Below are 24,193 nucleotides of genomic sequence, written 5' to 3'. Positions count from 1 at the left end.
GGATCTTCCATTATAAAGACAGTACATCAATCATCTAACGTTAATTACGTTCATCCCAATTGTGGATCAGTTTTCGAATGATTGCCCGTTTCCACACGACCCGCCAACTGGCGCACAAATTTGGTATTCTCCGCATGTACCGTAATATCATACCACCCATGGATTTTATGAGATTCTACAATCCACTTCGTAGATTTACCGGCAGCAAGGACAATCGATTTCTTCCATGTACTATAAGCATTATCTTCTACATGCAAACGGAATGATTTTTTACCATGATTATGAATCTCCACAACAAGATTACCCGTTAACTGCCCTTTCCTCCCGATTTCATAAGTTGTTTGAACAGTCAATGGTTCCTCATGTCCTTTAAATCCGCGCATAAATCCATTTGGGCCATATACGGTTAGATCGTAATGCCCATCTTTAAAGTCGGCCAGATTCCAGTCAAAGCTCAGATTCTGACCAGCAACAACTGCAAAAGGCCAAAATTTAACCCCTTCTTTATAACTTGGTCCACTATAGACATTAAAAGGGCTACTGAGCGATTTATCACCAAACACCTTATTGCCCGCTTCTAATCTTAAATGAATTCGGTTGCCTTCTTCAGCAAAGGCCTCTTGAACATAGAGCTCATAGGCCAACGCACTAGAATTTTTCTGACCTTTCTCCTGTCTCGCCAGTAAAGTTGAATGACCCTTAGACCGTAATGCTGCGGCATCCTCTTTCGACCAAACGTGAAAATTATTGGGCAGCGGTTTCGCTTTCGCCTGATCAATCGCATAGATCTGCTGATTCCGATCGAGGAAAGGCAAATCAACTGTATTCGATCCTTCAGCTTTCCGAAATACCGATGTCAAGTCACCTGTAATGGCCCGGCGCCAAGAGCTTATATTTTCCTCTTTAACCTGCTTACCCAACTTTTTCTCGAAAAAATGCTCCATAAACTGAATCGTCGACGTGATATCACAGATCTCCGAATTGACCCATCCGCCTTTAGACCAAGGGGAAGCCACAATCAAAGGGACGCGGTAACCAAGCCCCACTGGGCCCTCCGTTGCATTATCTTTTTCTTCACCATCGGCAAGCTCCTGTGCTAAACTCACATATTCTCCACTATAATCTAATTCCGGAGAAGTTTTTCCAGAACGGCTATCTGCGGGGTTAGGTGCTACAAAAGGAGGAATATGATCAAAGTAACCATCATTCTCATCATAGTTCAAAATAAAAATGGTCTTCTTCCAGATTTCCGGATTTTCTGTCAAAATATTCAATAGCTCCGACACATACCAAGCTCCATACATGGGCGCGCTCGGATGATCCGAAAAGCTTTGTGGTGCTACAAGCCAGGACACGGCAGGTAACTTCCCGGATTTCACATCATGTCTAAATTGGTGGAGTACATCGCCCTTAGGCACGGTAATCTTTTCACCCTCATGTGTCACCACGCTTGTCTCACGATAGAAAGAATCACCCTCGTTCGTCTGAAAAGCGCGTTCATGCAAAGCACGCTGCTCTTTAGGAAGCTGCTGAAAAGCATGCTCCGTAAGACGTGCCAAATGTTTTTGGTAACTATTCAGCTGTTCCTGCTTCTGCTTGAGTTTATTCTGCGTTTTTTGTACACTCTCGGTATTATTAGTCGCTAATGCTTTTTCTAGTTCTTGAATCTCGGCTGGTAGCTCTGCAACACGTTTACGCATAAAATCAAGATGGCTTTTCTTGAATTCAATATGATATTGTGCAAACCATTCCAAATTGTTGTCCGTGAAATTACCCAACAGATCCTCACCGTCTAAGCCACTTTCTATGCTGACTTCATTTTGGTAGACTTTCCAAGAGATCCCTGCTTCTTCCAGTCGTTCCGGAAAAGTCTTCCAGTGTGCCCAACGGTTAAAATAGATATCTGAATTCCGCACCAAAGGTTTAGCCCCTTTATGTGGCACACAGGTTCCCGTCCAGAAAAAATGACGATTAGTTGTTGTACCCGTAATAGACGAACAGAAGTGCTGGTCGCAGATGGTAAAGGCATCAGCCAATGCATAATAAAAAGGGATATCCTCGCGTGTATAATAACCCATTGTTAGTGGAATCTCTTTCAAGACCTTTCCTCCTGGCCGTTTTGCTTCGATCCAGTTATCGTGTTTACCCTGATTTCGGGCGGCCATCTGGTTTTCCCAGGAATGCGGTAAATTGCCGGTCCAGGCAGCATTTGAGTTTTTGATGTCCAGACGGAACGGCGAATAAGTCTTACCTGCAGCCGACGACTGCAACCAGACGGGATTACCGCTAGGCAATTTAATCGCCCGCGGATCATTAAATCCCCTAACCCCGCGAAGGGTTCCAAAACTATGATCAAAAGAACGATTCTCTTGCATTAATAAGACAATATGTTCGGCATCTAAAAAGGTACTTCCTGTTATAGGTTCAATCGCCAATGCACGCTGTATCGCATCAGGCATGGCATTTTGTAAACCAAAAACACCCGCTAACAACGAAGCCTTCTTGATAAAATCTCTTCTGCTATCCATAGATAAATGTGTTGTCTCTTCTACTAAATTCAATGGTCCACAGCGAATATATTCATTCGCTGTCGTTTTTAATGTAACGTTTTTAACAAAAATCCCCGCAAACGATTGATTTCATTTGCGGGGATTGTTTTTCCAAAGGCTTATTTCAAAAGCCACATCAATTGGTTGATCTCATCATTGCCTTTATATTGGCGCTGCATTGCCTCGTCCAAATTGGCAGAATTATAATTGTATTCTAACGACGGGTAGCGCCACCGCATCGGTATTTTATCCGGTGCGACTGAATTCAAACTTGATGTTGGATTGATCTTCCATTTAGGATAGCCCGTTCTTCGGTAATCATAATATGGAGTCATACGTCCCTGCAAGTAACTGGCTAAATACTTTTGTGTCATAATAGCCTCCAGTTGAGCTTCGAGTACGACCGGAAATTGATTTCCATAAGTTGCTACTGCTGTATTGATGTAGTTGGCATCTAACGGCATATTATGAGTGAATTGAGCCGTATTTGGCGTATTATCCGCGATAAATTTCATAGCGGCTTCAATTCCTTTCTTATACCAATTAACGGACGATTCGGCAACCCAGCCCCGTGCGGCAGCTTCGGCTATCACAAAACATAGATGTGCATAACTGTATTGTTGTGTTGGTTCACCACTAACTAGCTCAGTATAACGGTCATTCAACTTAGAATAATCATTTTTCTTTTTTAACTCAGCAATTTCACTAAAAGAAAGTGAAGGATCTGTCCCAACGTACGCGCTGAAATCATTCGACTGTTTACCGTTTGTGATTTGCAAAGCCGAAGGATTCGCATAATAAAATAGTCGTCTATCTTGATATTGTTTCAATCGGTCAATTATCTCTGTCGAAACAATAGGATAAATAACAAAGCTATTGCTAATCTTATAAAAAGGATAGGTTTGGCTGGCCTTGTCCTCATGAACCACTTGAAAATTATCTGCGTTACTACCAAAGATCGGTTTACTGCTTAAGATTGATTTAAAACGTTCCTTTATCTTCAGATCGGCATCACTTTCTTTTTTACTTAATTGGATTAGAACATTCAATGCAAAGCTGTTTACCAATTTGCGCCATTTCGTAACATCTCCAGCGAACAATGGATCACCATCAAATTTTTCACCTTCCGAGAAGAGCTTATCTGCAAGTTCCAATTCATTCAAAATACCCAGAAAAACATCTTTTTGCGTATCATATTTTGGAAAGTAAACTTTATCCGTTTCCCCTTTTAATGCATCTTTATAGGGAATATCTCCGACACTCATAGTCCCCTCGTAAAACTTCATCGCACGAGCAAAATACATCAAACCATTATAAGAGTTCTTAAGTTTTTCGCTTGTTGCAAACTCTCCCATAAAATGAGCATCGTTGATCGAAGTCATTGAGATATCCCATTCTCCTAAACTATTATATTGATATCCCTCCGTCAACTCCGTCCAAGCGATTTCTTTGGTGAGCATATAAGGCTGCATAAACCCTTTAGTAGAAGGTTGACGTACCAAATTTAAAATTATACGAGTAGCCAACATGGAAGGTTTTACCACGGATGGTGTCTCAGGATTAGTATTGATCTCATCAAACTTGGAACAACTTGTCGATACCGCCAAAGTACCAAGGGCGATATACGTCAATAATCTTTTCATGTTCATATTTGTTTTGTAGTTTTTAAAAAGTTAGGTTAATATTAAAACCAATGTATCGCATCGATGGTGAACTTAAATCCTCAGACCCCACATCTGGATCAGAGAAACGAAACTCTTTGGTCCACAACAATAAGTTTTGCCCAGTCACGCCAACACTTGCACGTTTCGCTTTAAACTTCGAGGCGATTTTATCCGGCATTCGGTAGCTAAGCGACAATTCACGTAGTTTAATGAATGTTTCATCCCAATAGTTCCATCGACCCGAATAGGCTCGTTTGTAATACCCTTCATATGAAACCACTTTATCATTTGGAGCAAATACACGCGTATCCTCTGTAATCTGACCATACTTATCATAGGTCACACTACCGGAAACGATTTTAACACCTGGAGCGATAAAGGTTTTATTGCCATTAACCACTTCCTCATAACGGTATGGTGTATCTGAATCAGGATGTGAACCTGTCTGCCACAAACGACCATTCATTGTTGAATAAGACATCCCTTTGATCCGTCCATCTAAACTAAAACCAAATGAGAAGTCTCTATAACGAAACTGATTTGAAAAACCCCAAAACCATTTTGGTGCAGTATATCCTATTAATTGATTCGCATACTGAGCTGAAATTGGCATCCCAGAACTATTTAATATCATTTGTCCGTCCGGAGAACGCTCCCAGTCCTTATATTCGATATAATCAGCCCGCAACCCTTCCTTAACATATAGAGCATCTTTTGAATACTGAGGATCTAGTTTATGAAAATAACGCATGTTTTGAGAGAGATTCATCGTGATATCCCACTGGAAATTTTCACGCTTAATCGGTGTACCACCCAAGGTGATTTCATGCCCTTTAGTCATCTCTTCCTCTTTCGTATTGATCAAACGCTCCTCAAATCCTGTAGTTTTTGAAATCTTAGCTTTGACGATCTGATTGTGCAATAAACGATAATAGCGGGTATAATTACCGTACAACCGATTATTCAATACCGCGAAGTCAAACCCGAACTCGGTCAAATCGCGTTGCGTAGGTGAAATCGAGTAGTCTTTGATAATATTTGGATAAGAGGCTGTTGGTAGGCCATTCCAAACATTGCTTGTTACCGAAAAAGTTGAATTTATCTCATATGGATTCAGTACGGATTTTGTAATCGCCCAAGATCCCCTTACCTTGAACATATCCAACCAAAGAGGTTTTGATGGAAGCAGGTCCGTAACAACAACACTTCCCGAAACTGAAGGATAAAAATAAGAACGATGATCCTTTGTTAACGTTGAGACCCAATCATTACGTCCAGTAGCTTCCAAAAAGATCGCATTTCGCCAAGACAAAGAAAGACGTCCATAAAGCCCATTCCGCATTTCTTTAATACGGGATTCTACCGCCTTTGCAGGATCGATTGAATTCCGTAATGAATAAAATCCTGGAATTGACAAACCGTTAACTGTATTCGCGATCAAATTATTATCCTTGCTATAGAAAATAGACCCCCCTAATAATCCATCAACTCCCCAGTCGCCAAAATTTTTCTTGGCAGTAAAAATCGCATCGTTCGTAGTCGCAAAGCCATCATAATCGGCTTTCATATACTTCCCTTTACTATCAAAACCACCGAAATCTTCAAATCCGCCCCGTGTTCCATATATTCCGATCGGATTTTGCTGTGTTCTTGACTTGCCATAATAATCATAACCCGATCGCACCATGAATTTCGCCCAATCGTTAACCTTATAATTCAAGGTAACAGCGGCATTCACCTTATTGATCAATTCGGGAGTAGTTTTTTCGTGCGCGATCAAGTACGGATTATCATACCACCCTTTATACATCCAGTTTTGAGACTGGTCTTTCACTAGCCAATAGTCTTTGTAATCTTTCAAATTATATTCGGGGCCGGTCCACACTAAGATATTATAGATGTATCCTTGATCATTATAGCCGGAACCAAAATTATTAGAGGAAGAACTTCGGTTATACCCAAGCCTAGTTTCTAAGTCAAATTTCTCACTGATCTTTGTTGTTCCTGTCACCGAAATATTTGTCAGGTTCAACTTTTGATTGGGATACTGTCCTTTATTATAAATATGATTAATGGATGTTCGTATGCTTCCATGGTCCCCTTGATTAGTAAAGCTGACAGTATTATTGGTGATAAACCCTGGTTCCAAAAAGTTTTTAAAATTGTCCTTACCCCTTGACGTAAGCTCACTTACTTCATACTGTTTGCTAATTGGATTCCATTGTTCGGCAGTTCGGCCAATATCCAATTTATCCCCCCAGACATAATCATCATTGTTAAATTTTCCGGACTCTCCCGAAGAATAGCTATGCTGCACCTCAGGCAACGCAAGATAGCCTGAAAAGAACATATTATTGGTATTCACCGTAATCTCTGTTCCTTTCTCTGCTAAACCTTTTTTGGTCGTGATCATGATGGCTCCTCCTTGTCCCTTACTTCCATAAAGGGCGGTAGCGGTAGCTCCTTTCAAAACGGTCATATCCTGGATATTGTCAACAGGGACATCCCTTAGGTCCATATTTTCGTAAGCCACGCCATCAATGACCAAAATAGGTGTCAGTCCACGTACTTCGATTTGTGGTGTTTTGTTAAATTCTGTACTATTCATAACGCGTACACCGGAAATACGTCCGGTCAAAGTCGTCCCGACATCTACTCCTTTAACACGCGTCAAATCTTCTCCCTTCACACTTTGAGTTGAATAGCCCAAAGCCCTTTGCTCTCTTTTTATACCCAACGCTGTCACAACAACCTCTTCCAATGCTTCGGAGGATTTGGCTAGTTTAATAGTCCCTGCTTGTGCCGCCAAAATTTCAATACTTTCATACCCTATATAGGAAATCTGAAGGATTGCATCGTCAGCAGTATTTGGCAATTTGAAAACACCACTACCATCCGTAGTAACAGCAACAGCAGTCCCTTTCACACGCACTGTGACACCAGCGATAGGCTGACCTGTTTCCTGATCGACAACCTTACCCCTAATCTCGTTGGAAACAGCGGAAATCGGCTTATCATTCTTACTTCTAACGTCATTATTGGTTCTCTTCGAGACCACATACAGCTTCTCATCAATTTTCTTGACCTCCAGATTTCCGTCCGAAATGGTCTGAATAAATTGAACAATCTGCTCCTTTTTCAATGTACTCAAATCAGCTAAGTCATTGACTTTTTGATTTGATATCGAAGCGTCATAGCCAAATTTGACATTAAATTTTTGTTCCATTCGTGTGAGGATTTTCCCAATTCCTTCACTGGTCGAAAATTGTGATGCCATGGTCTGAAGTGCAAGCGACTGAAAGAGCAAAGCACTTCCCATAAGTTTTAAATAGTAATTGGTTCTTTTCATAAATTACTTTTTATGGATAATTATTTGATTAAATGCGGTATTAAGCATCGTAAGTGATTTTTCTAGATCACTTGCTGGTAGATAACCTGTATAACTTTCCGTCCGGAAAGAGTCTATCAATTCGAGGTTACTATCCGGATAAAGGTTATTGAGATCGGCGACGATCTGGGTAAGAGGAACTTGATTAAACGATAAAAGATCACTCTTCCAATTTGTTGCGCTGGTCGTATCTGCTTTGGATACATCAAATTGCTTTTGTCGCTCATCATAGGCAACTTGCTGCCCAGGTTTCACAATGGAATATTCCTTCCCGCGAGATACACATACGCGGCCATGATTTAATACCAAACGACTGTGCCCCTGCGAACAGTTTAAGTTAAAGGCTGTGCCCAGCACACGAACATCAAAGTCGCCCGAACTGGCTATCACAAAAGGTTGCTCAGGATTTTTGGCGACTTCAAAAAAGGCTTCGCCTGAAAGTTTGATCCGACGTAAACTGTCTGTATCAAAATCTGACAACAATTCAATCTGTGCTCCCTGTCGCAGAGAAACATGTGTACCATCTGGCAGTACCAGCCTCTTCACAAATTTTGTCGGATTAGAATAATGGACAGTTGCGTAGGCTGCGTTCTTATGCTGCTCCCCAAACTTAAATTGAAATAAGAAAGCAAGACCGATCAACAGTAAACTGGCAGCGGCGGAAATGACAGACCAACGTCTTTTCCAAATAGGTACTACACGCGTCGTCAATGGCGTACCTGTAATCGTAAAGAAGATATCTTCAGAAGTTGTTTTGTTCAGTTCACAATCACGCTCATCCAACGCAACGACTTCCTCCACATTTGGAAGCTCATCCTTGTCGCAAGAAGTCAGTAAATCAAGAAATATGGCGTTTTCCTCGGGACCAAGTTCTCCCTTAAGGAATTTTTTATATAAAGCAGCTATTTTGGAATTCATCATCTATGTCGGTCTTTAAATACATATACGTATCTAAAGGACACGAAGACGATACATGTCTAAAATATTTTTAGAAAAATCAATAGGGCTATTGAAATCTCAAAATGATCAAGAATATATTGCCGGACAAACTTATTTCCCTTAACCAATTGATCACGGACAGTATTAACCGAAATACCAAGTCTATCTGCTATTTCCCGATTGTCTAAAAACTCCTCCTTACTCAAAAGAAAAATTTCAAGGCGCGCTTTTGGGAGTTTTGAAATGGCCTCACGGTAAACGCGCTCCAGATCTTTAAACCGAATAGCTTCCTCATTCGAATTGTCTATTAAATTAGCCTGGTTAATATCCCCAACCTGAAATTGGAATCTGACCTTTTGTTTCCGTAATTCGTCAAACACAAGGTTTCGCGCAATCGTATAAAGGTAAGATTGCGGGTTTTTACTTCCATCTAATTCCGTCCATTTTTTCCAAATTCGCGAGAATGTTTCCTGGACCAAATCTGCCGCCGCCGCCTCTTCTTTCAGATGCAAATAAGCATATTTATACACTTTATCCTTATACGACAAGAAGAAGGTTTTAAAGTCCAGGGCATTGTTGTTTTCAATAGGCATTCCTCATCAGATATAATTGATCCTACAAGTTTAGTTAGAATTTTTTGAAATATTCCAATGAAATACGCAGGATCTAAAGGCAAACCTGCTACCAACACAATGCTTAACCATTTAATTATAATTAATATATATAAAATTAACGCTCTCGCATGAGAAATACAGGCGACAAAAAACCACTCTTAAATCTAGAAGTACTCCAAAAACAGCGACACCATAGCTGTCGTATTGCATAAAAAGTCCCATCACATAGAAGCAATGGGACTTTTTTGTATCTCTTAAGAAATTAAGCCATTTATTTTAACAACGGAAATGGCCCCAAGAAGTAAGTTCCTCGTTTGTAAAAACGGAGAAAAAAATCAAGTACAGCATCATTCAACGGAAAGAAGAACTGTTTATCTACCTCCGCCTTAAATAGGTTAACATAGTACTTCGGCAATTCGCTTGGAAAAAAATCTTCAACCAAAAGATTCAAAAAATACCGCGCATAAGGCACCTCACTTTGATCATCTTTCTCCACAAACTTGTTATTCTTTAATGGAAAAAATTCCGCTATACCACCAAAAACTTCCAAACCCGTTTTTGGATTAAAGAATACCGTAACTTGGGCATCTTCCGTAAGATCCAAATTTGATTCCGGAAGTGGAGACTCTTCTTTACTCGGATATTTTTGCTGATATTTCTTAAAGAAATCCGTTGCAAATTCCTTCACTTCCTTTCCTTCCATAAACGCAACGGCCGCCTTATGCTCCGACTGGAACAATTTACCCATATCTTTCAGCTGCTTTTCCGTTTTCTTCAAGCTCTTATCCTTACCATTCAAGGCTTCAATGCGATAAGTCATCTCATACTGCTCAGGTAAATCAAAATTTATTTCCTCGGCATTGACAACGGTCATGATTCCCGACAGGTTCCATGCATCTTTCCAAGGCACAATTTCCATATAAAAAGATAAGGTTTCTGTCGGTTCAACAAATTGCTGTATAGAGTCCTTGAAGATTTTAAATGCAGTCTTTGTACCAATATGTTTTACATGCACATAAAGCTCATCCGTTTTAACGAATTCGAAAAAGCTATTCATACGATTACCTAATGTCTTGACAATATCATGCAGACGGTGCTCTTTCCCGATCACCGCAGCGACAAATTCAGATGCCTTCAATGCATATAGATGCAGTCTATAATTATTGAAATGGTTATCTCTAACCCGATAGATCATCTGTTGTAACTGATTCTGATCGTGTTGATATCGCCCTATTTCCGCAACCTGCATCAGATGATTGAGATTGGTATTATATTCACCTGCTGTCAGGTAATTTGTAGCGACAAGCTTTTCAATAAAATTGCGGACTTCGAAATAGTTGGCTCCTTCATCCAAAACATATTCTAGCTTTAACTTTTCGTTTTCAGGAGCAACTTCATAATGTTCTTCCAGAATCGCATAAGCTAGATCAGTCACCAACTGGATCAAACGCCCACGAGGATCGATAAATAAATGTGGATTACGTTCACTGAAAAACAACCAGGTCAATACAGCAACATCTTCGCTATTAATATCCTCAGCATAATAATCTGTTAGGTCATTATCCGCATGAAAAGGTAAAAGTTGATTGTATAGTTCTGTATGGATCGTTCTAAAAGCAGCAAAAATCCCTGTTTTCGCAATGACGTCTTCTAAGTAACATGTTAAATAGATACTTAATGTCTTTAAAGCATCGGTATGAATGAGTTCATTGGTTTCTTGCTCCTCAAACCATAGTGTCGATAAACTATCATTGATTTCATTTGCGACACGTAAGTAGTAACTATCTATCTCGTTTGTTTTTTGGTAAGTATGGTGTGCTATCCAGTCTTGAATAAAAATTCTGTTTCCTCTCATGTGAAAAAATGCTAAAACCAAAAGTAGCCAAATTTTCGAAATATCCATACGGGCAAAACACAAACGCAGGCGAAAATAATCTATATCAATCAGGGTGGCCACAAACAACAAACAAGCACTCAGGCATTCCTTGTAAAATTTTAAAATACAACCTCACGGCGGTTCAGGCTAATCGGATTAAAAGTGGGTGATGTCTGTTACGATACAGAACAACTGTCACAAAAAAAGAGATACCTAAAAGGGTATCTCTTTCTATAATGAATAGTTTTAATGTTAGCCTGTAGCAATCACATTCTTATTATTTCCTAAATGATCCTGCAATGTCGGATTCAATATAGTGCATGTTTTGAGTAAATCACGCACAGGATATTTAGCCACCACATCCTCCAGCGCAGCTAAATGCCGCTCGTGGTGCACGTCTGTCCCTACAAAATCATACATTCCAGACTTAATCATTGTCAAAGCTGCAGACTTTACCTCAACACCATAATACCGACTGATCGATAACAAGTTCAGCTGTAACATACAACCGGCATCTTTGATCTGTTTATACATGTTAAAGTTATAATGATAATAGTTATAACGTTCCGGATGTGCCAAGACAGGCTGATAACCGAGCTTTTGTATGTCCAATATGGTTTGAAATAGTGCCTTGGACTCCTGCAAATAAGACATCTCAATAAGCACATAACCTCCTGGCATAACACATAGCTCATTCGCCCCAATGAGGTTTGCAATTCCGTCATCAATCATATGCTCAGCAGCGGCATGAATCTCGGGTATATTTGGAAGACCTTTTAGACCAGCTAATAGCTTGTCCCTAGCAGCTTCAATCGTACGAATCGAATTTGGATGCACGCCATCCATAATATGCGGTGTACAGATAAATTTCTCGAAGCCCATTCGTCCAAGTCCTTTCAACAATGTCAAGGATTGTTCGATAGATTGACTTCCATCATCAATTCCAGGAAGGATATGGTTATGCATATCCACTTCCAAGAAAGCCAGTTTACCGACAACCTTTACTTTTGAATCCTGAGTTTTGTTTCCAAACAGTTTTGAAAATATCCCCATATTGTGATGTATAAATCGTTTAGTTTGTCTATTTATGCAGTGAATTAAATGTCAAAAGTACCATAAACAAGTTAAACGACATTAATATTATTTTAACATTATGAAAATATAACCATAATATTACAAAAGAAACCGAAACAATAGTGCAACAAAATTGTTTTTGAGCCCTCTTTAGTTACTTTTTATTTAATTCCGCCATAATTTGATCCAGTAAGTAACTGATCGCACCCTCGCTCGTCTGCGGCAGTCGTGTCGACATTTCAACCTCAGCACGGTTGCCTACTACACCCTTGGAAGTAATCGCTGTACTGCCATATTGATTGAGCTGCGCCACCGTTGCTTCCCATTGTCTTCCCGGTGTTACGCCCATTTCCTTTAACATACCCGGTAGCTTTTGCAGATCAATGGCTGCAGACATCTTATTTTGCTTCATTAGCTTTGCAAAATCTTTATTTAGGGGCGCATTCATCCTGTTCTGACGGATATCGTTCAAAGACAGCGAATCATTACTAACCATGACCAGGTCTTCTTTTAAAAGAACATATATTGGAAAATCCTTGGCTTTTTGTTTTGAAAACGCATAAATACCGTCATGAACCTGTCCGACTTGCTTTGAAACAGCCATTTCTAAGCCTTTTTTTATCAACCGTTGATCCTTCGATGTGAACATCCAAATAAACACTGGAAGCGTTTCTTCCTTCGTCTTTTTCACTTCGGTTGCATTATAATCATCGTCATAGGTGTAATCAATATAGTCTTTTTTGAACTTCCGAAGACCATTTACGACGACCAAGTGGTCTCCTGGCATCACCTCGGCAATGGCCTTTTCATCTAGCGCTATTTCGAGAGCCATCAATCCCCATTCCACAACGTCCTGTTGAGGTCCCAATAGACCGCTATAATATTTTGCCATATAAGCAGGCATCTCTTTTAGATACGCCTCCGAATTAATGTTCACATTAAAAAAACCTAAGGTTTTATCCGTTAAATATTTACTGAACTTCGAATTGGGTTTTCGCGCATACATTCTCTTGGTCATCTCAGCAAGGTCCCTATCTAAACCCACAGATCCCTTTAATTTCAGCACATTGCCCTCTTGCACTAAATCCAATAGACCGTCTTGATATCCCGTCTTGAACTTATCCAGTTTGATTCCCATATAATAGTAAGGAAGAGAGGTCGTATAAGGCAAAAGACCACGGTACAAATCCTCTACACGAGGAACATACAATCGAATAAGCCCGAGGTTCTTTAAAACCTTCTCCTGATCTGCAATTGACAAAGACTTATGACTCCCTGAAACCAAACGGGTAACTTCGTTCAATAACCATTTATCGCGTAAGCCGTTACGAATCGAATCGTTTTTCCGATTTTGATCTTCATAGGCCGTATAAAGTGAATCATAATAACTAGGATCATGTATTTCTGCCGCTTCATCCATCGCAATATCAGCAACAGGAGGCAGTACTTCCGTAGCACCTACTATCGTATCAGGCTCCGCAGCTATAGCAACCGGTGGAGATACCGGCACCGCTAGATTTTCATCTGCATCCCAGACTACCGCAGCAGAATCCATTGCGGCTACAGTTGTATCTGCCCAAGCATCTTCGTCATCAGCTGGACGCGCGACGTAGTCCACCTTTTTGATTCCATAACGACTAGCTATTGAATCATTGTCCAAAAAGGTGGTATTTGTCGTCGCCGAAACAAATCGAGCGATTCGATCGTTATATACCAACATACTCCCCGACTTGAGGCCTATGCTCGTATAGCCATTTGCAAATGCCTTGGGTTCACCCGCCTCATGAAGCAGTTTCTCAAATTGCCCCTTGTTGTTCAAGGAAAACATAAATTCCGTAAAACTGATACTATCGGTTTTTCTGGTATAAAAATAGGCTGTCTGGGATAGGTCTACCCCCAAATTTTTAATATCATTGTTCGCTGAAATTCCCGATTTCTCAAAAAAACCAGTCTTCTGAAGTAACTCGTTCAGTTTATTAGCATTTGCTTTCTGCACAATATCTTTCATATGGAAAGCTGCAATCATTTCTGCATCCTCGGGGATTTGTTTGATCAAGTCCTGCGCCTTTACAGTTGTCCCAAAAGACAAACAGGCTAAACCTAGCAGTATAAATTTTGATTTCATCGTATAAATAATTTTTCAGCTATACCGAACCTGCTCTATAGAAGCGCTTTCAGCAACTAAATGAAGTCCCGGTTTCACCAATGTTATAGGTTATTTTGTTAATGTGATTTTATTTGCCAAGCTCGATTTACCATAGACCAAATCCATAAATGGTAGTTTTAGCAAGACCCCTTTCTTATTTCCGGCAACCTTTGCAAGACTGTTTGCCTGAGATACAACCGGTTTTTCAAAACGTACAATCTGCGTATAGAATGCGTCCGCAAACTGAGTTGTATTATCGCTTCCCAGTTGATTAAATTTTGCTTTCCAGTCAGCAGAAGCCACAAATTTGCGTTCAAATACATGGCTTTGTGCATTATAATAATAGCGGTTTGAATTCGATATCTTCGTTTTAAACCGATTTGCCAATATATCCGAAAAGGCGTTCAAGGATTCTATCTGGCTGAAATCACAGGAGATATTAACGATATAATTGGAAAAATCTGTGCTGTACTGTACATTAGAAATTCCTTTAGTTTGTTTGAGTAGCTGAACAGCAGATCGAATCTCTTTCTCCATGTCCGCTTGAGAAGGTATACGGATTCCTTTAATACTTTTCATTTTCATTAAAGAAGACACCTTGGTTTTACTTTTACTCAAATTTAATGTGGCGGCAATATGTCCAGAACCGTCTGATTTTAAATCGATCTGCTCAACAAAATCAAAGCAGCTCGATGCTGTCAATACCATGACAACAGCACAGATAATCACATAAAATCTATTCAATTTTCCTTTTACTTTAAATACTTCTTCCATTACAGCAGTGTAACGATTAATAATTTGTCAAATCAATATATGTTTTGACATGAACAGCAAACATTGTGCTATTTTTTTCTTATTGACAAATTTATTAAAAACGAAAATGCATTTTACTACCTGATTTCAGGGAAAATGAAGACAATCGACACCTTGCTCTTATTTCTTCCAAAAGGTATTAAAAGCGTTAGCCTACCACTACGCATCACGAGGATAACAGGAAACTAAATGATTTTTTATACAAGTATGTAAAATATTTGCTGGCAAATATTTTTATGAATGATTATTATTGTCTTAACAACTGTTTGAAAAATGCGAAATATACATCCAATGAGACGCTATAAAAACCTAAAGAGTTACTAAAAAATATCTATCTCTAGATCAATTCAGTACAGATCTTACAACCAGTAGCACTGAAATATAGCTACGATTTATAGTCAACTTGCCTATTTTTGCCTTCACTTTATCAATATACACGAGCTATTCATATGACGAACAAGACCAAAGCGATACCGGATCAAAATATATTCCGGATAGCTTACTTTATAATTGCATTGCTTACTTTTAACTCCTGTCAGAAAACGGAAACTAGAATTGACCGAGCAGCAGTACAATTTACCCCTACTATTGTTGGCCAAATCAATACACAAACGACAGAGAGTTCCTGGAATAAAAATGATCAAATTGGTGTATATATGTACAGAGCCGACCAACCTTTGGCAGCTACGTCACTTATCAACCAGGTCCAAAATCACCCTTTCACTTTTAACGGTTCGCTTTTTCAAAGTAACAGCCTGGTTTTCTTACCCGATGAAAAAGTGGACTTCATCGCCTATTATCCTTACAAATCGCTAGCTGGCTTTCAATACCCCATCAATGTAAGTGACCAGTCCAACCCGGCAGCCTTAGACCTGATGTATGCAAACAATGCCAAAAACATCGGTAAAAACAACAATACAGTACCACTTATTTTTGTACGACAACTGAGCAAAGTCAACATTAAGCTATCCATAACCAATACAGCCGCATTGGAAGCCAATCAGATTATCGTAAAAATGCCAGCGATAAGCATCCAAGGAGGATTCGATTTGACAACAGGAAAATTGACTGTTAATTCAACCGAAAAAAAGGATGTGCAAAAAAAGGTATCACTAAATACCAATAAAACCGCTCGTATAGAATTTATGCTACTTCCTGGCGAAGATATCACAGGAAAGGCCATTAAGTTTATTGCCACTAATGGCGATGCCTTTACCTGGACAATACCCCAAAATCGGGATTTAAAAAATTTAACAGCCGGAAGCCAATATAGCTTTAATATCACCATTGACAATGGAAAACCAAGTGGCGGGATTGGTGAATCACAAGCTTATCTGGAAATACCCAAAATGAGTAATCTCAGCAGTGATGAGGTATTTATACAACATTTTATGCCCGACGCAAGCGACAGCAGAAATTATGCGATGCTATATGACAAAAAGCTAAAAATGGCATATTGGGTTGCATACCCCTTATACAACAGTGTGCTAGGGTCAGGCAACCGTACGGATGCCTGGGGTTACGATCCTGCCGTATCAACAGCATTTCAACCCAATCTATTTAAGGGATTTCAGCCAACAGGGTACGACAGAGGGCACCAATTGCCAAGTGCAGACAGAAATCTCAATATTGCTCAAAATAAAACAACATTTTATTTTACCAACATGACAGCACAGGTTTCACGACTTAACCAAGGTATTTGGGCAAACCTCGAAACGAAAGTCAGAACCTGGACTGCACAGTGTGACACGATGTATGTCGTAACTGGCGCAATACCTAAGGCCAGCACTGAAAACAGCCTCGATTTTGCGCAGGACAACGATGGAAAAGATATTGCCAAACCAAAATACTATTTCAAAGCCTTGGCAATGAAAAAAGGAAACGAATATTATACCATTGGTTATAAGATTGACAATGTCATTCCACCTTCAGGAAGCACGTTCGAAAATTATAGGTTAACCGTAAGCGAACTGGAAAAAATAACTGGATTCACTTTTTTCCCCGATCTAAATGATACACAGAAAGGAAATATAAATACCTCCATTTGGAAATAATTAAACTCCATTTAATCTCACTATTCTACCATGGTTCAACCGCAATTTTTACTAGATTTATCAAATGAAACTTATCATATTTGATCTGGACGGAACACTGCTAGATACATTACAAGACCTGGGGGACAGCTGCAATGCTATTCTTGAACAGCATGGATATCCAACGCATCCACTCGTTGCTTATAAGAAATTTGTAGGCAATGGCGTACAGAAACTCATCGAAAGGGCATTGCCCGAAGAAGCACGAACGGCAGAGACGATTACAGTCTTACTTGGAGCTTTTAAAAGCTATTATGAACAAAAACCTGTATCGCATACACGGCCTTACCCGGGAATTGTATCGCTGCTTCAAGAATTGAAGTCTTTAGGTTACCTCATCTCCGTGGCGTCCAATAAATACCACGAGGCAGTCATCCCACTGATGCAACAATACTTCCCCGATATTCCATTTGACCTTGTCCTGGGCCATCGCGCTGGTCATCCAGCCAAACCCGATCCCGCAATCGTCCTAGATAGCCTTGAGACATTAGGTGTCAACAAACAAAATTGCCTGTATGTCGGTGATTCATCGGTCGATATGGATACGGCCAATAATGCCGGGGTAACAGCAATCGGTGTTACCTGGGGCTTTCGCGATGAAGACGAATTGAGACAACACGGGGCAAAATACATTATCCATACCCCAAGCGAGCTCCTCAATATTACAGCAACAACACTGATATAACAGAAAAACGGCACTTTAACCGATAGCGATTTAAGTGCCGTTTTTATTAGATCCATCCTAATGTCGTTGATTCGGTACCATTGCTATTGGCGATCCGATGAAATCAGGGAAATTTCCTATAATGTCCTGAGCCTACATTTTTGCATCCATTAGTTGCTCACGCTGTCCTTTTGGATGACCAAGCTTCATTTTTATAACAAAAGCCTTATTGGCGACAAATGCGTCTGGAAGTACAATATCGTAGTACGTATTCTTATCAAGGTCTATGCCGATTTCAGCTTGCTTTAAAACCAAGGTTTGATCATTTTGAAGTAATGCTGCCGTTACCGGAACCGTTGTTGCATTCTTCGGTACAGCAATACGGACAATATTGTTGACCGGGCGATTAAAGACCGTAAGATAGAGATTATCCTCCTTTTTGGTAAAATAGCCCAATTTAGATGGAGCCAGCCCCGCATGCCGAACACCATACACGGCCTCTCCGTTAATCTTGATCCAGTCACCGATCTCTTTCGCCAGTTTATCCTCTCCCGGATGCATCCGACCATTTCCGTCCGGACCAAAATTCAACACGAAATTGCCGTTCATCGATACACAGTTCATCAACATATCGATCAAATCGTCGGATGTCTTTGTATAAATACCCGACCAATCTTTCATGTAACCCCAGCCATTGGGTGGTATCGTCATGACACAATCCCAATCACGTCCTTCCAACCATTCAAATTCCTTCGGCATTTTGCGTTCCCATCCTTGCTCATAATCTCCCAGCATATCGCCATTCGAATCGAAATGTCGTTTTCCAAATTCATCGTTTCGAAAACGGCTACCGATGATTAACCCCGGATGCTTCTCGCGGAGTTCCTTTTCCAGTTTATAGGTAAAGTCATAGGACTTAATCCAGGACTGATCCCAGGTACCATCAAACCAAAAACCTTTTATCTGGGGATAATTTTGAAGAAGCTCCAATAATTGATTACGGGTATATTCTAAAAACTTGTTGAATTTTGCCTTTTCTTCCGGTGTAGACGGCGCCTTTCCAATATAGTTTGAATTATTCCATTCCAAGATCGAAAAATACAAAAATACATCTATACCTTCGGCTGTGTAAGCGTCTACAACCTGCTTGACAATATCTTTTTTATATGGGCTTTTCTGAATGGTATAATCTGTGTATTTCGAAGGCCATAAGGCAAATCCGTCATGATGTTTGGTGGTAAAAATCAGGTATTTTGCTCCCATTTCTTTGGCCTGTTTAGCCCATAGCTTTGCGTCAAATCCTTTGGGGTTAAATTGCTTATATAAATTATCATAGGTGTTTTTCCAGTCCTTCGGTGCCGTAGGTCCGCTCCAGGTACGAATCCATTCGGAAGCGGCTGCACCTTTTCGAGCACTTACGCCCTCCCACTCATTTCCTGGAATAGCATAGAGGCCCCAATGGATAAACTGTCCTAAACCATAGCTACGAAAACGTGCCATTGCCTCATCGGTTCGATGCGCCGGCGTTAAAGGCCCATATTTTACCTCAATTCTTTGCTCCACCTTTTTGCGTGGACCAGTCCATTGGGCAGAAACAGTTTTGCCGGCCAACAGCCCTCCAGCCAACAGCAAGGTCACCATCAATCTGTTATAGCTTATCATATTTTATCTAATTGTTTTATTACAAGGTTCTCATTTGTTCTCTTCCTGGACATTCATGCAAAAGCACAAACTTTCACATCTGCATAATGCTTCTAAAAAATCTACAGTATTTGTTTGATTCCAAAAGATCTGACATCATCATTGCCAATTACACCACTCCCCGTCAAAGACAAATCACTGATCTAGTTGGGACTATCAATATACTGTTTTTGCGCTTTCTTCATGACGACCGGCTCGGGATTACTGTCCTGAAATGGATCAAAGTAATAGAGCCCCTGCTCGCGATACAGCGCTAAATGCTGTTTCAACACATGTGAAAACTGATCAAAATTACGTTGCTTGCCAGGTGTCCAGGCCGCTTCCGCTAATGCCGCAATTCTCGGAAAGACGAGATAATCCAATCGATTGTTATTCGTGACGGTTTCAGTCCATAGATTAGCTTGGATGCCCAATAGCTGTTTTCTTCGACCACCTAAACTGTCCAGCTGTTCGCCTGCAAAATTGTAGACATCTTGAATGGGATTAAACCCTTTGCCCCATTTCCGTCCATACCGATGGTTTTCCTGCTGCACAAAATCGAAGTACAAAGGCAAACGCGGCGTGAGTATAGCCTGATATCCTTTTTCCAAAATTTTGTTGAGCTGTTCGGGTTTGTCGTGGCGCCACCACATCATGACAGTTTTCGCCGGGTTCAGTTGAGCTTCTACCATTTCATCCCAAACAATAATTTTTCCATTTATTCGGGCCACGGAGTCTGCCATACGTCGAATAAAATACGCTTCTACCTCCTTATTGGATTTCAGGCCTTCCGCCTTTTTTAACTCCTGAACCTGCCGGTCATTATTCCAGGCATCACTACCAAAAGCAACCTCATCTCCGCCTAAATGAATGTAAGTCGAAGGAAAAAGCGCTTTTACCTCGCGCAACACATGGGTTAAAAAAGAATATGTCGTATTTTTTGCTGGGTGAAAGGTAAAATCAGGGTGTTTTTCATTACCCCCGCCCGATAAAAATGGATACGCGCGATTTGCCGCTGTTGCATGCCCAGGCATATCAATCTCAGGAATGACCTCAATATTACGTTCATCCGCATAAGCAATAATCTCACTGATATCATTTTGTGTGTAAAACTGTACTCCGGCATAGGGGTCGAAATAATTGCCTATACCTCCTATTTGAGTCAGCCAGGGATAACGTTGTATACTAAGACGCCAGGCAGGCTCATCCGTCAAATGCCAGTGAAACTTGTTCAATTTATAAAAAGCCATCCAGTCCAACAATGACTTTACTTTTTCCTTCCCAAAGAAGTGTCTCGACTCATCCAACATAAAACCACGCCAGGCAAATTGTGCTTTATCTTTGATGTCTACAGCATCCAACTCACGCTGATCACCTCTTTGTGCTGCCACAGACAACAATTGATCTAAACTTGCAATTCCATTGACGAGTCCCGATTTATCTGAGGCATAAATTCGAATATGAGTAGGATCTATCTGCAAACGATAGGCTTCATGTTCAAGTGTTTTATCCCAGCTTACCCTAACTTGGGCTTCATCGACCTTGGTCACAGCATAGGCCGAAATCCCGAAACGCCCAAGCAGGAGCTTCTTGAAATATACTATCGTGGGATCAAAATATGGGTCGCTTATAATACCTATATTTCTACCTAGGATAAATTTCCCCTTCCGCGCCTCCTGCTGCTGCGGACGTGGGATAATAGCAACCTGTGCTTCCACAGACTGCATCAGCAAGAATAGCAAAAGAAATGTTCCTGTTAATCTATGTTTCATTCGTTTTATAGTTTTTTTCTACTCATCATAATCCTTCTTCTTTCACTCATCAGATTAAATCTGCTCATGTAAAGGCATTTGTCTCTGAATGGGTTCAATCACTCATTTTTGAACCTGGTTTGAGTAATTATTGACCCACGATAGCCAATGCACAAAGCAAAATAAGTGCGAAAACCCATCATATGAACGGTTTACATTGGCTTCGTCTATATTTCATCCTCTAATACAATGGTAAAGAATTTATTATTTATTACAGTAGTCCATGTATAGTCAATCGTTTGCGCAAGTCTCGAAAACGTTGTAGTGAATGAACGCAACAAAGCGAATAAAGAAAAAAGAATAATCAACAACAACATTTTAATCACTTTTAATTAAAAACAAGCTCAAATAGCAGTTTTCCCGATGATAGTCCAATTAGTCATTATCATTTTGTTAGCTATATTTGAAGACATAAATACAATATCCTAAGTTAAAACCGTATGATAAAAAAGATATTTTATACCTTAATCTTTATTGGAATACTGCTATTGAACGTACAAGCACGAACCGTAGTTCCATTTAATACCAGCTGGACTTTCAAAAAGGGGCCTTTTTCTACGTCGACACTAGATTATAATCAACTATTTGAAGGGAAATGGCAGCTTGTCAATTTACCGCACACCTGGAATGCAAACGATATGCAGACCAAAGAGATTAAGTCTGGTAGCTTAGGAAAAAATGAACGCTTTTATACCGGCGACGCTTATTATCGTAAGTCATTTGTGCCCGAAACAGCATGGAAAGGCAAACGCATTTTCATTCGATTTGAAGGAGTCAATACCAACACAGAAGTATACGTAAACAATCAGCCCCTTCCGACCAAAGAAGGCAAGAATGAAATTACCTATGACAATACACAACGCAATGGAAATTATAACTTCGTGGGCAGACATCAGGGCGGTTATTCCGCATTTGTATTCGAACTGACCAGTATGCTCCAATTTGGGAAAGAAAACGAGATTTTGGTGAAGGTAAATAATGAGGCTACCCCACAGGTCATTCCTGTCAACCATACCCTTTTCCCAATGTATGGCGGTATTTATAGACCAGTCGAACTTATTGTAACCGATGAAATCAATATTGCGGTAAATGATTTTGCAGCCAAAGGAATCTACATTACGCAAAAAAATGTCTCCAAGAAAACAGCTGACGTTGCCGTAAAAATAAAAATAGACAACAAATCCGGAAAAAAACAGCCTATTGAATTACTAACAACGGTTTTCGAAAAAGACGGATCGATCAAAGCCAAACAAAATACGCCCTACACGTTGCTACCACAGGGCCGGCAGACCGTTACACAACAAATTCTGGTCAAGAGCCCGCATTTATGGCAAGGTTTAGATGATCCCTATCTCTATAAGGTCGTCACGCAAATCAAAAAGAATGGCGAGGTTATCGATGAGGTGACAGCCCCCCTTGGCCTTCGTAAATTTGAGCTACGCACAGGAGAGGGATTTTTCCTGAATGATATTAAATACCCCTTACATGGCGTTTGTCGCCATCAGGATCGTCTGGGAAAAGGATCTGCCCTGAGCAATGCAGACCACGACGAAGACCTCGCGATTATCAAAGAAATGGGCGCAACATCGATTCGACTGGCACACTATCAGCAATCCGAATATTTCTATTCAAAATGTGATAGCATCGGCTTGGTGATCTGGGCCGAAATACCCTTTGTCAATCGTGTAAGTACATTCGAAGAGAATAATGCACAACAACAATTGAAAGAATTGATCCGACAAAACTTCAATCATCCATCAATTTACATTTGGGGGATGCACAATGAGGTGTATACACCGTCAGCCTATACGATCGATTTGACAACCAAATTAAACGATCTTGCCAAATCTGAAGACCCAGATCGCTATACTGTTTCTGTCAGTGGATATAATGTTATCAACCACGCCGTCAATAATAACGCGGATGTACAGGGTATTAACCATTACTTCGGCTGGTATAATGGCGAATTGGAAGACAAATCAGACAAAGAAGATGATGTCGCCTCCTGGGCTAAACGTATCAGTGAAGAATTCAAAGATTACCGGATTATCTTTTCGGAATATGGTGCAGAAGCCATTCCCGAAGACCAGGCGGAAGAAGTTGGTAATTTTGGCAATCAATGGAGTAATCCTTCATTCTTCCCTGAAGAGTATGCCACAAAATTTCATGAGATCCACTGGGGGGTAATCGCTAAAAATCCGATTTTCTTAGGTTCCTATGTATGGAACACCTTTGATTTCGCAACACCAATTACCGGTCTTAATGTCAATCCCAGAAATTATAAAGGTCTGGTGTCCTTTGACCGTAAATTGAAGAAAGATGGTTTTTATTGGTACAAAGCCAACTGGAGCAAAGAACCGGTGTTATATATCACGCAGCGACGCATGATCAACAGAGGCAATGAAATCACCCCTATTACCGTTTATTCGAACAGAGGAGAGCCAACATTGATTATCAATGGACAAACGATCAAAGGGGCCAAAATTGGCCAGACCAATGTACATTACATCTTCGAAAACGTGAAGCTAAAACAGGGTAAGAATACTGTTGAAGCAAAAGTAATCCAAAAAGACGGTAAGGTATTAACCGACACAATTGAATGGAACTATGACCCCGCATTTAAGCAAGGACCATCGGGACCAACAAAATCGAAAACAGAGCATGTAGGTCTATAATTACATTAGCAAAATAAGTGACAAAAAACAGGGGTAGCTTTTAGGCTACTCCTGTTTTTTGTTTTAGGATATATCTCCCGTCAGTTATAGTGATAATCATATCAATTTCCTTAATCTCAGCAGAGTATTAACCGATAAAAGCTGGTCGTTTACCGAGATTGTCTCGAGACTGGCCTAATGGGTATCGTATGCCTCTTATTTCCGTGC

At 40.3% G+C, this 24,193-nt stretch carries 14 protein-coding genes; 3 read left to right on the top strand and 11 right to left on the bottom strand.

Features of this window, described 5'->3' with window-relative positions; translation table 11 throughout:
- Positions 1-50: 50 nt before the first annotated feature.
- The 9 genes from AAH582_RS01395 to AAH582_RS01355 all read right to left on the bottom strand — a co-directional run bounded on the left by AAH582_RS01395 (position 51) and on the right by AAH582_RS01355 (position 15,024).
- On the bottom strand, positions 51-2,528 hold the full coding sequence (locus tag AAH582_RS01395; protein WP_343321042.1) for a phosphocholine-specific phospholipase C: 2,478 nt from the start codon (positions 2,526-2,528) through the stop codon (positions 51-53).
- A gap of 140 nt (positions 2,529-2,668) precedes the next feature.
- Positions 2,669-4,192, bottom strand: coding sequence for a SusD/RagB family nutrient-binding outer membrane lipoprotein (locus AAH582_RS01390; RefSeq protein ID WP_343321041.1), 1,524 nt, complete (start codon positions 4,190-4,192; stop codon positions 2,669-2,671).
- Between the two features lie 22 nt (positions 4,193-4,214).
- Complete coding sequence (locus tag AAH582_RS01385) at positions 4,215-7,562, bottom strand: SusC/RagA family TonB-linked outer membrane protein (protein WP_343321040.1); 3,348 nt, start codon at positions 7,560-7,562, stop codon at positions 4,215-4,217.
- 3 nt (positions 7,563-7,565) lie between these two features.
- Positions 7,566-8,522 (bottom strand): FecR family protein, encoded by a 957-nt coding sequence (locus tag AAH582_RS01380; RefSeq protein ID WP_343321039.1) that lies wholly within the window; start codon positions 8,520-8,522, stop codon positions 7,566-7,568.
- A gap of 56 nt (positions 8,523-8,578) precedes the next feature.
- Complete coding sequence (locus tag AAH582_RS01375; protein ID WP_046674715.1) at positions 8,579-9,133, bottom strand: RNA polymerase sigma-70 factor; 555 nt, start codon at positions 9,131-9,133, stop codon at positions 8,579-8,581.
- Positions 9,134-9,425: 292 nt separating this feature from the next.
- On the bottom strand, positions 9,426-11,009 hold the full coding sequence (locus tag AAH582_RS01370) for a DUF3843 family protein (RefSeq protein ID WP_197084064.1): 1,584 nt from the start codon (positions 11,007-11,009) through the stop codon (positions 9,426-9,428).
- A 273-nt stretch (positions 11,010-11,282) separates the two neighbouring features.
- Positions 11,283-12,083, bottom strand: coding sequence for a tyrosine-protein phosphatase (locus tag AAH582_RS01365; protein ID WP_231585285.1), 801 nt, complete (start codon positions 12,081-12,083; stop codon positions 11,283-11,285).
- Between the two features lie 175 nt (positions 12,084-12,258).
- The gene (locus AAH582_RS01360; RefSeq protein WP_343321038.1) at positions 12,259-14,229 is read right to left on the bottom strand and encodes a hypothetical protein; all 1,971 of its coding nucleotides are present in this window, start codon (positions 14,227-14,229) and stop codon (positions 12,259-12,261) included.
- Between the two features lie 90 nt (positions 14,230-14,319).
- The gene (locus AAH582_RS01355; RefSeq protein ID WP_053003757.1) at positions 14,320-15,024 is read right to left on the bottom strand and encodes a hypothetical protein; all 705 of its coding nucleotides are present in this window, start codon (positions 15,022-15,024) and stop codon (positions 14,320-14,322) included.
- Positions 15,025-15,512: 488 nt separating this feature from the next.
- Here AAH582_RS01355 and AAH582_RS01350 point away from each other — a divergent pair, with 488 nt between their 5' ends.
- Entirely contained in the window at positions 15,513-17,117 is a 1,605-nt protein-coding gene (locus tag AAH582_RS01350) for a DNA/RNA non-specific endonuclease (RefSeq protein WP_343321037.1), read from the top strand.
- A 64-nt stretch (positions 17,118-17,181) separates the two neighbouring features.
- Complete coding sequence (locus AAH582_RS01345) at positions 17,182-17,841, top strand: HAD family hydrolase (protein ID WP_286709596.1); 660 nt, start codon at positions 17,182-17,184, stop codon at positions 17,839-17,841.
- Positions 17,842-17,973: 132 nt separating this feature from the next.
- Here the strand turns inward: AAH582_RS01345 and AAH582_RS01340 are convergent, their stop codons facing one another.
- Together AAH582_RS01340 and AAH582_RS01335 are read right to left on the bottom strand one after the other, a co-directional pair.
- Complete coding sequence (locus AAH582_RS01340; protein ID WP_343321036.1) at positions 17,974-19,482, bottom strand: alpha-L-fucosidase; 1,509 nt, start codon at positions 19,480-19,482, stop codon at positions 17,974-17,976.
- 182 nt (positions 19,483-19,664) lie between these two features.
- Positions 19,665-21,272: a beta-N-acetylhexosaminidase gene (locus AAH582_RS01335; RefSeq protein ID WP_343321035.1), complete on the bottom strand. Its 1,608-nt coding sequence runs from the start codon at positions 21,270-21,272 to the stop codon at positions 19,665-19,667.
- Between the two features lie 479 nt (positions 21,273-21,751).
- Between AAH582_RS01335 and AAH582_RS01330 the strand changes: the two genes are divergently transcribed.
- Positions 21,752-23,986, top strand: coding sequence for a glycoside hydrolase family 2 protein (locus AAH582_RS01330; RefSeq protein ID WP_343321034.1), 2,235 nt, complete (start codon positions 21,752-21,754; stop codon positions 23,984-23,986).
- The last annotated feature ends 207 nt before the right edge of the window (positions 23,987-24,193 follow it).

Origin of the sequence: Sphingobacterium multivorum, assembly GCF_039511225.1 — a bacterium.
Classification (GTDB): domain Bacteria; phylum Bacteroidota; class Bacteroidia; order Sphingobacteriales; family Sphingobacteriaceae; genus Sphingobacterium.
Note: the sequence above shows the minus strand (reverse complement) of the source record. Positions and strands in the feature narration are given on the sequence as shown.

What these genes read in the sequence shown, in the direction of transcription:
- AAH582_RS01395 (WP_343321042.1), bottom strand. Translation starts at nt 2,528, where the DNA reads ATGGATAGCAGAAGAGATTTTATCAAGAAGGCTTCGTTGTTAGCGGGT.
- AAH582_RS01390 (WP_343321041.1), bottom strand. Translation starts at nt 4,192, where the DNA reads ATGAAAAGATTATTGACGTATATCGCCCTTGGTACTTTGGCGGTATCG.
- AAH582_RS01385 (WP_343321040.1), bottom strand. Translation starts at nt 7,562, where the DNA reads ATGAAAAGAACCAATTACTATTTAAAACTTATGGGAAGTGCTTTGCTC.
- AAH582_RS01380 (WP_343321039.1), bottom strand. Translation starts at nt 8,522, where the DNA reads ATGATGAATTCCAAAATAGCTGCTTTATATAAAAAATTCCTTAAGGGA.
- AAH582_RS01375 (WP_046674715.1), bottom strand. Translation starts at nt 9,133, where the DNA reads ATGCCTATTGAAAACAACAATGCCCTGGACTTTAAAACCTTCTTCTTG.
- AAH582_RS01370 (WP_197084064.1), bottom strand. Translation starts at nt 11,009, where the DNA reads ATGAGAGGAAACAGAATTTTTATTCAAGACTGGATAGCACACCATACT.
- AAH582_RS01365 (WP_231585285.1), bottom strand. Translation starts at nt 12,083, where the DNA reads ATGGGGATATTTTCAAAACTGTTTGGAAACAAAACTCAGGATTCAAAA.
- AAH582_RS01360 (WP_343321038.1), bottom strand. Translation starts at nt 14,229, where the DNA reads ATGAAATCAAAATTTATACTGCTAGGTTTAGCCTGTTTGTCTTTTGGG.
- AAH582_RS01355 (WP_053003757.1), bottom strand. Translation starts at nt 15,024, where the DNA reads ATGGAAGAAGTATTTAAAGTAAAAGGAAAATTGAATAGATTTTATGTG.
- AAH582_RS01350 (WP_343321037.1), top strand. Translation starts at nt 15,513, where the DNA reads ATGACGAACAAGACCAAAGCGATACCGGATCAAAATATATTCCGGATA.
- AAH582_RS01345 (WP_286709596.1), top strand. Translation starts at nt 17,182, where the DNA reads ATGAAACTTATCATATTTGATCTGGACGGAACACTGCTAGATACATTA.
- AAH582_RS01340 (WP_343321036.1), bottom strand. Translation starts at nt 19,482, where the DNA reads ATGATAAGCTATAACAGATTGATGGTGACCTTGCTGTTGGCTGGAGGG.
- AAH582_RS01335 (WP_343321035.1), bottom strand. Translation starts at nt 21,272, where the DNA reads ATGAAACATAGATTAACAGGAACATTTCTTTTGCTATTCTTGCTGATG.
- AAH582_RS01330 (WP_343321034.1), top strand. Translation starts at nt 21,752, where the DNA reads ATGATAAAAAAGATATTTTATACCTTAATCTTTATTGGAATACTGCTA.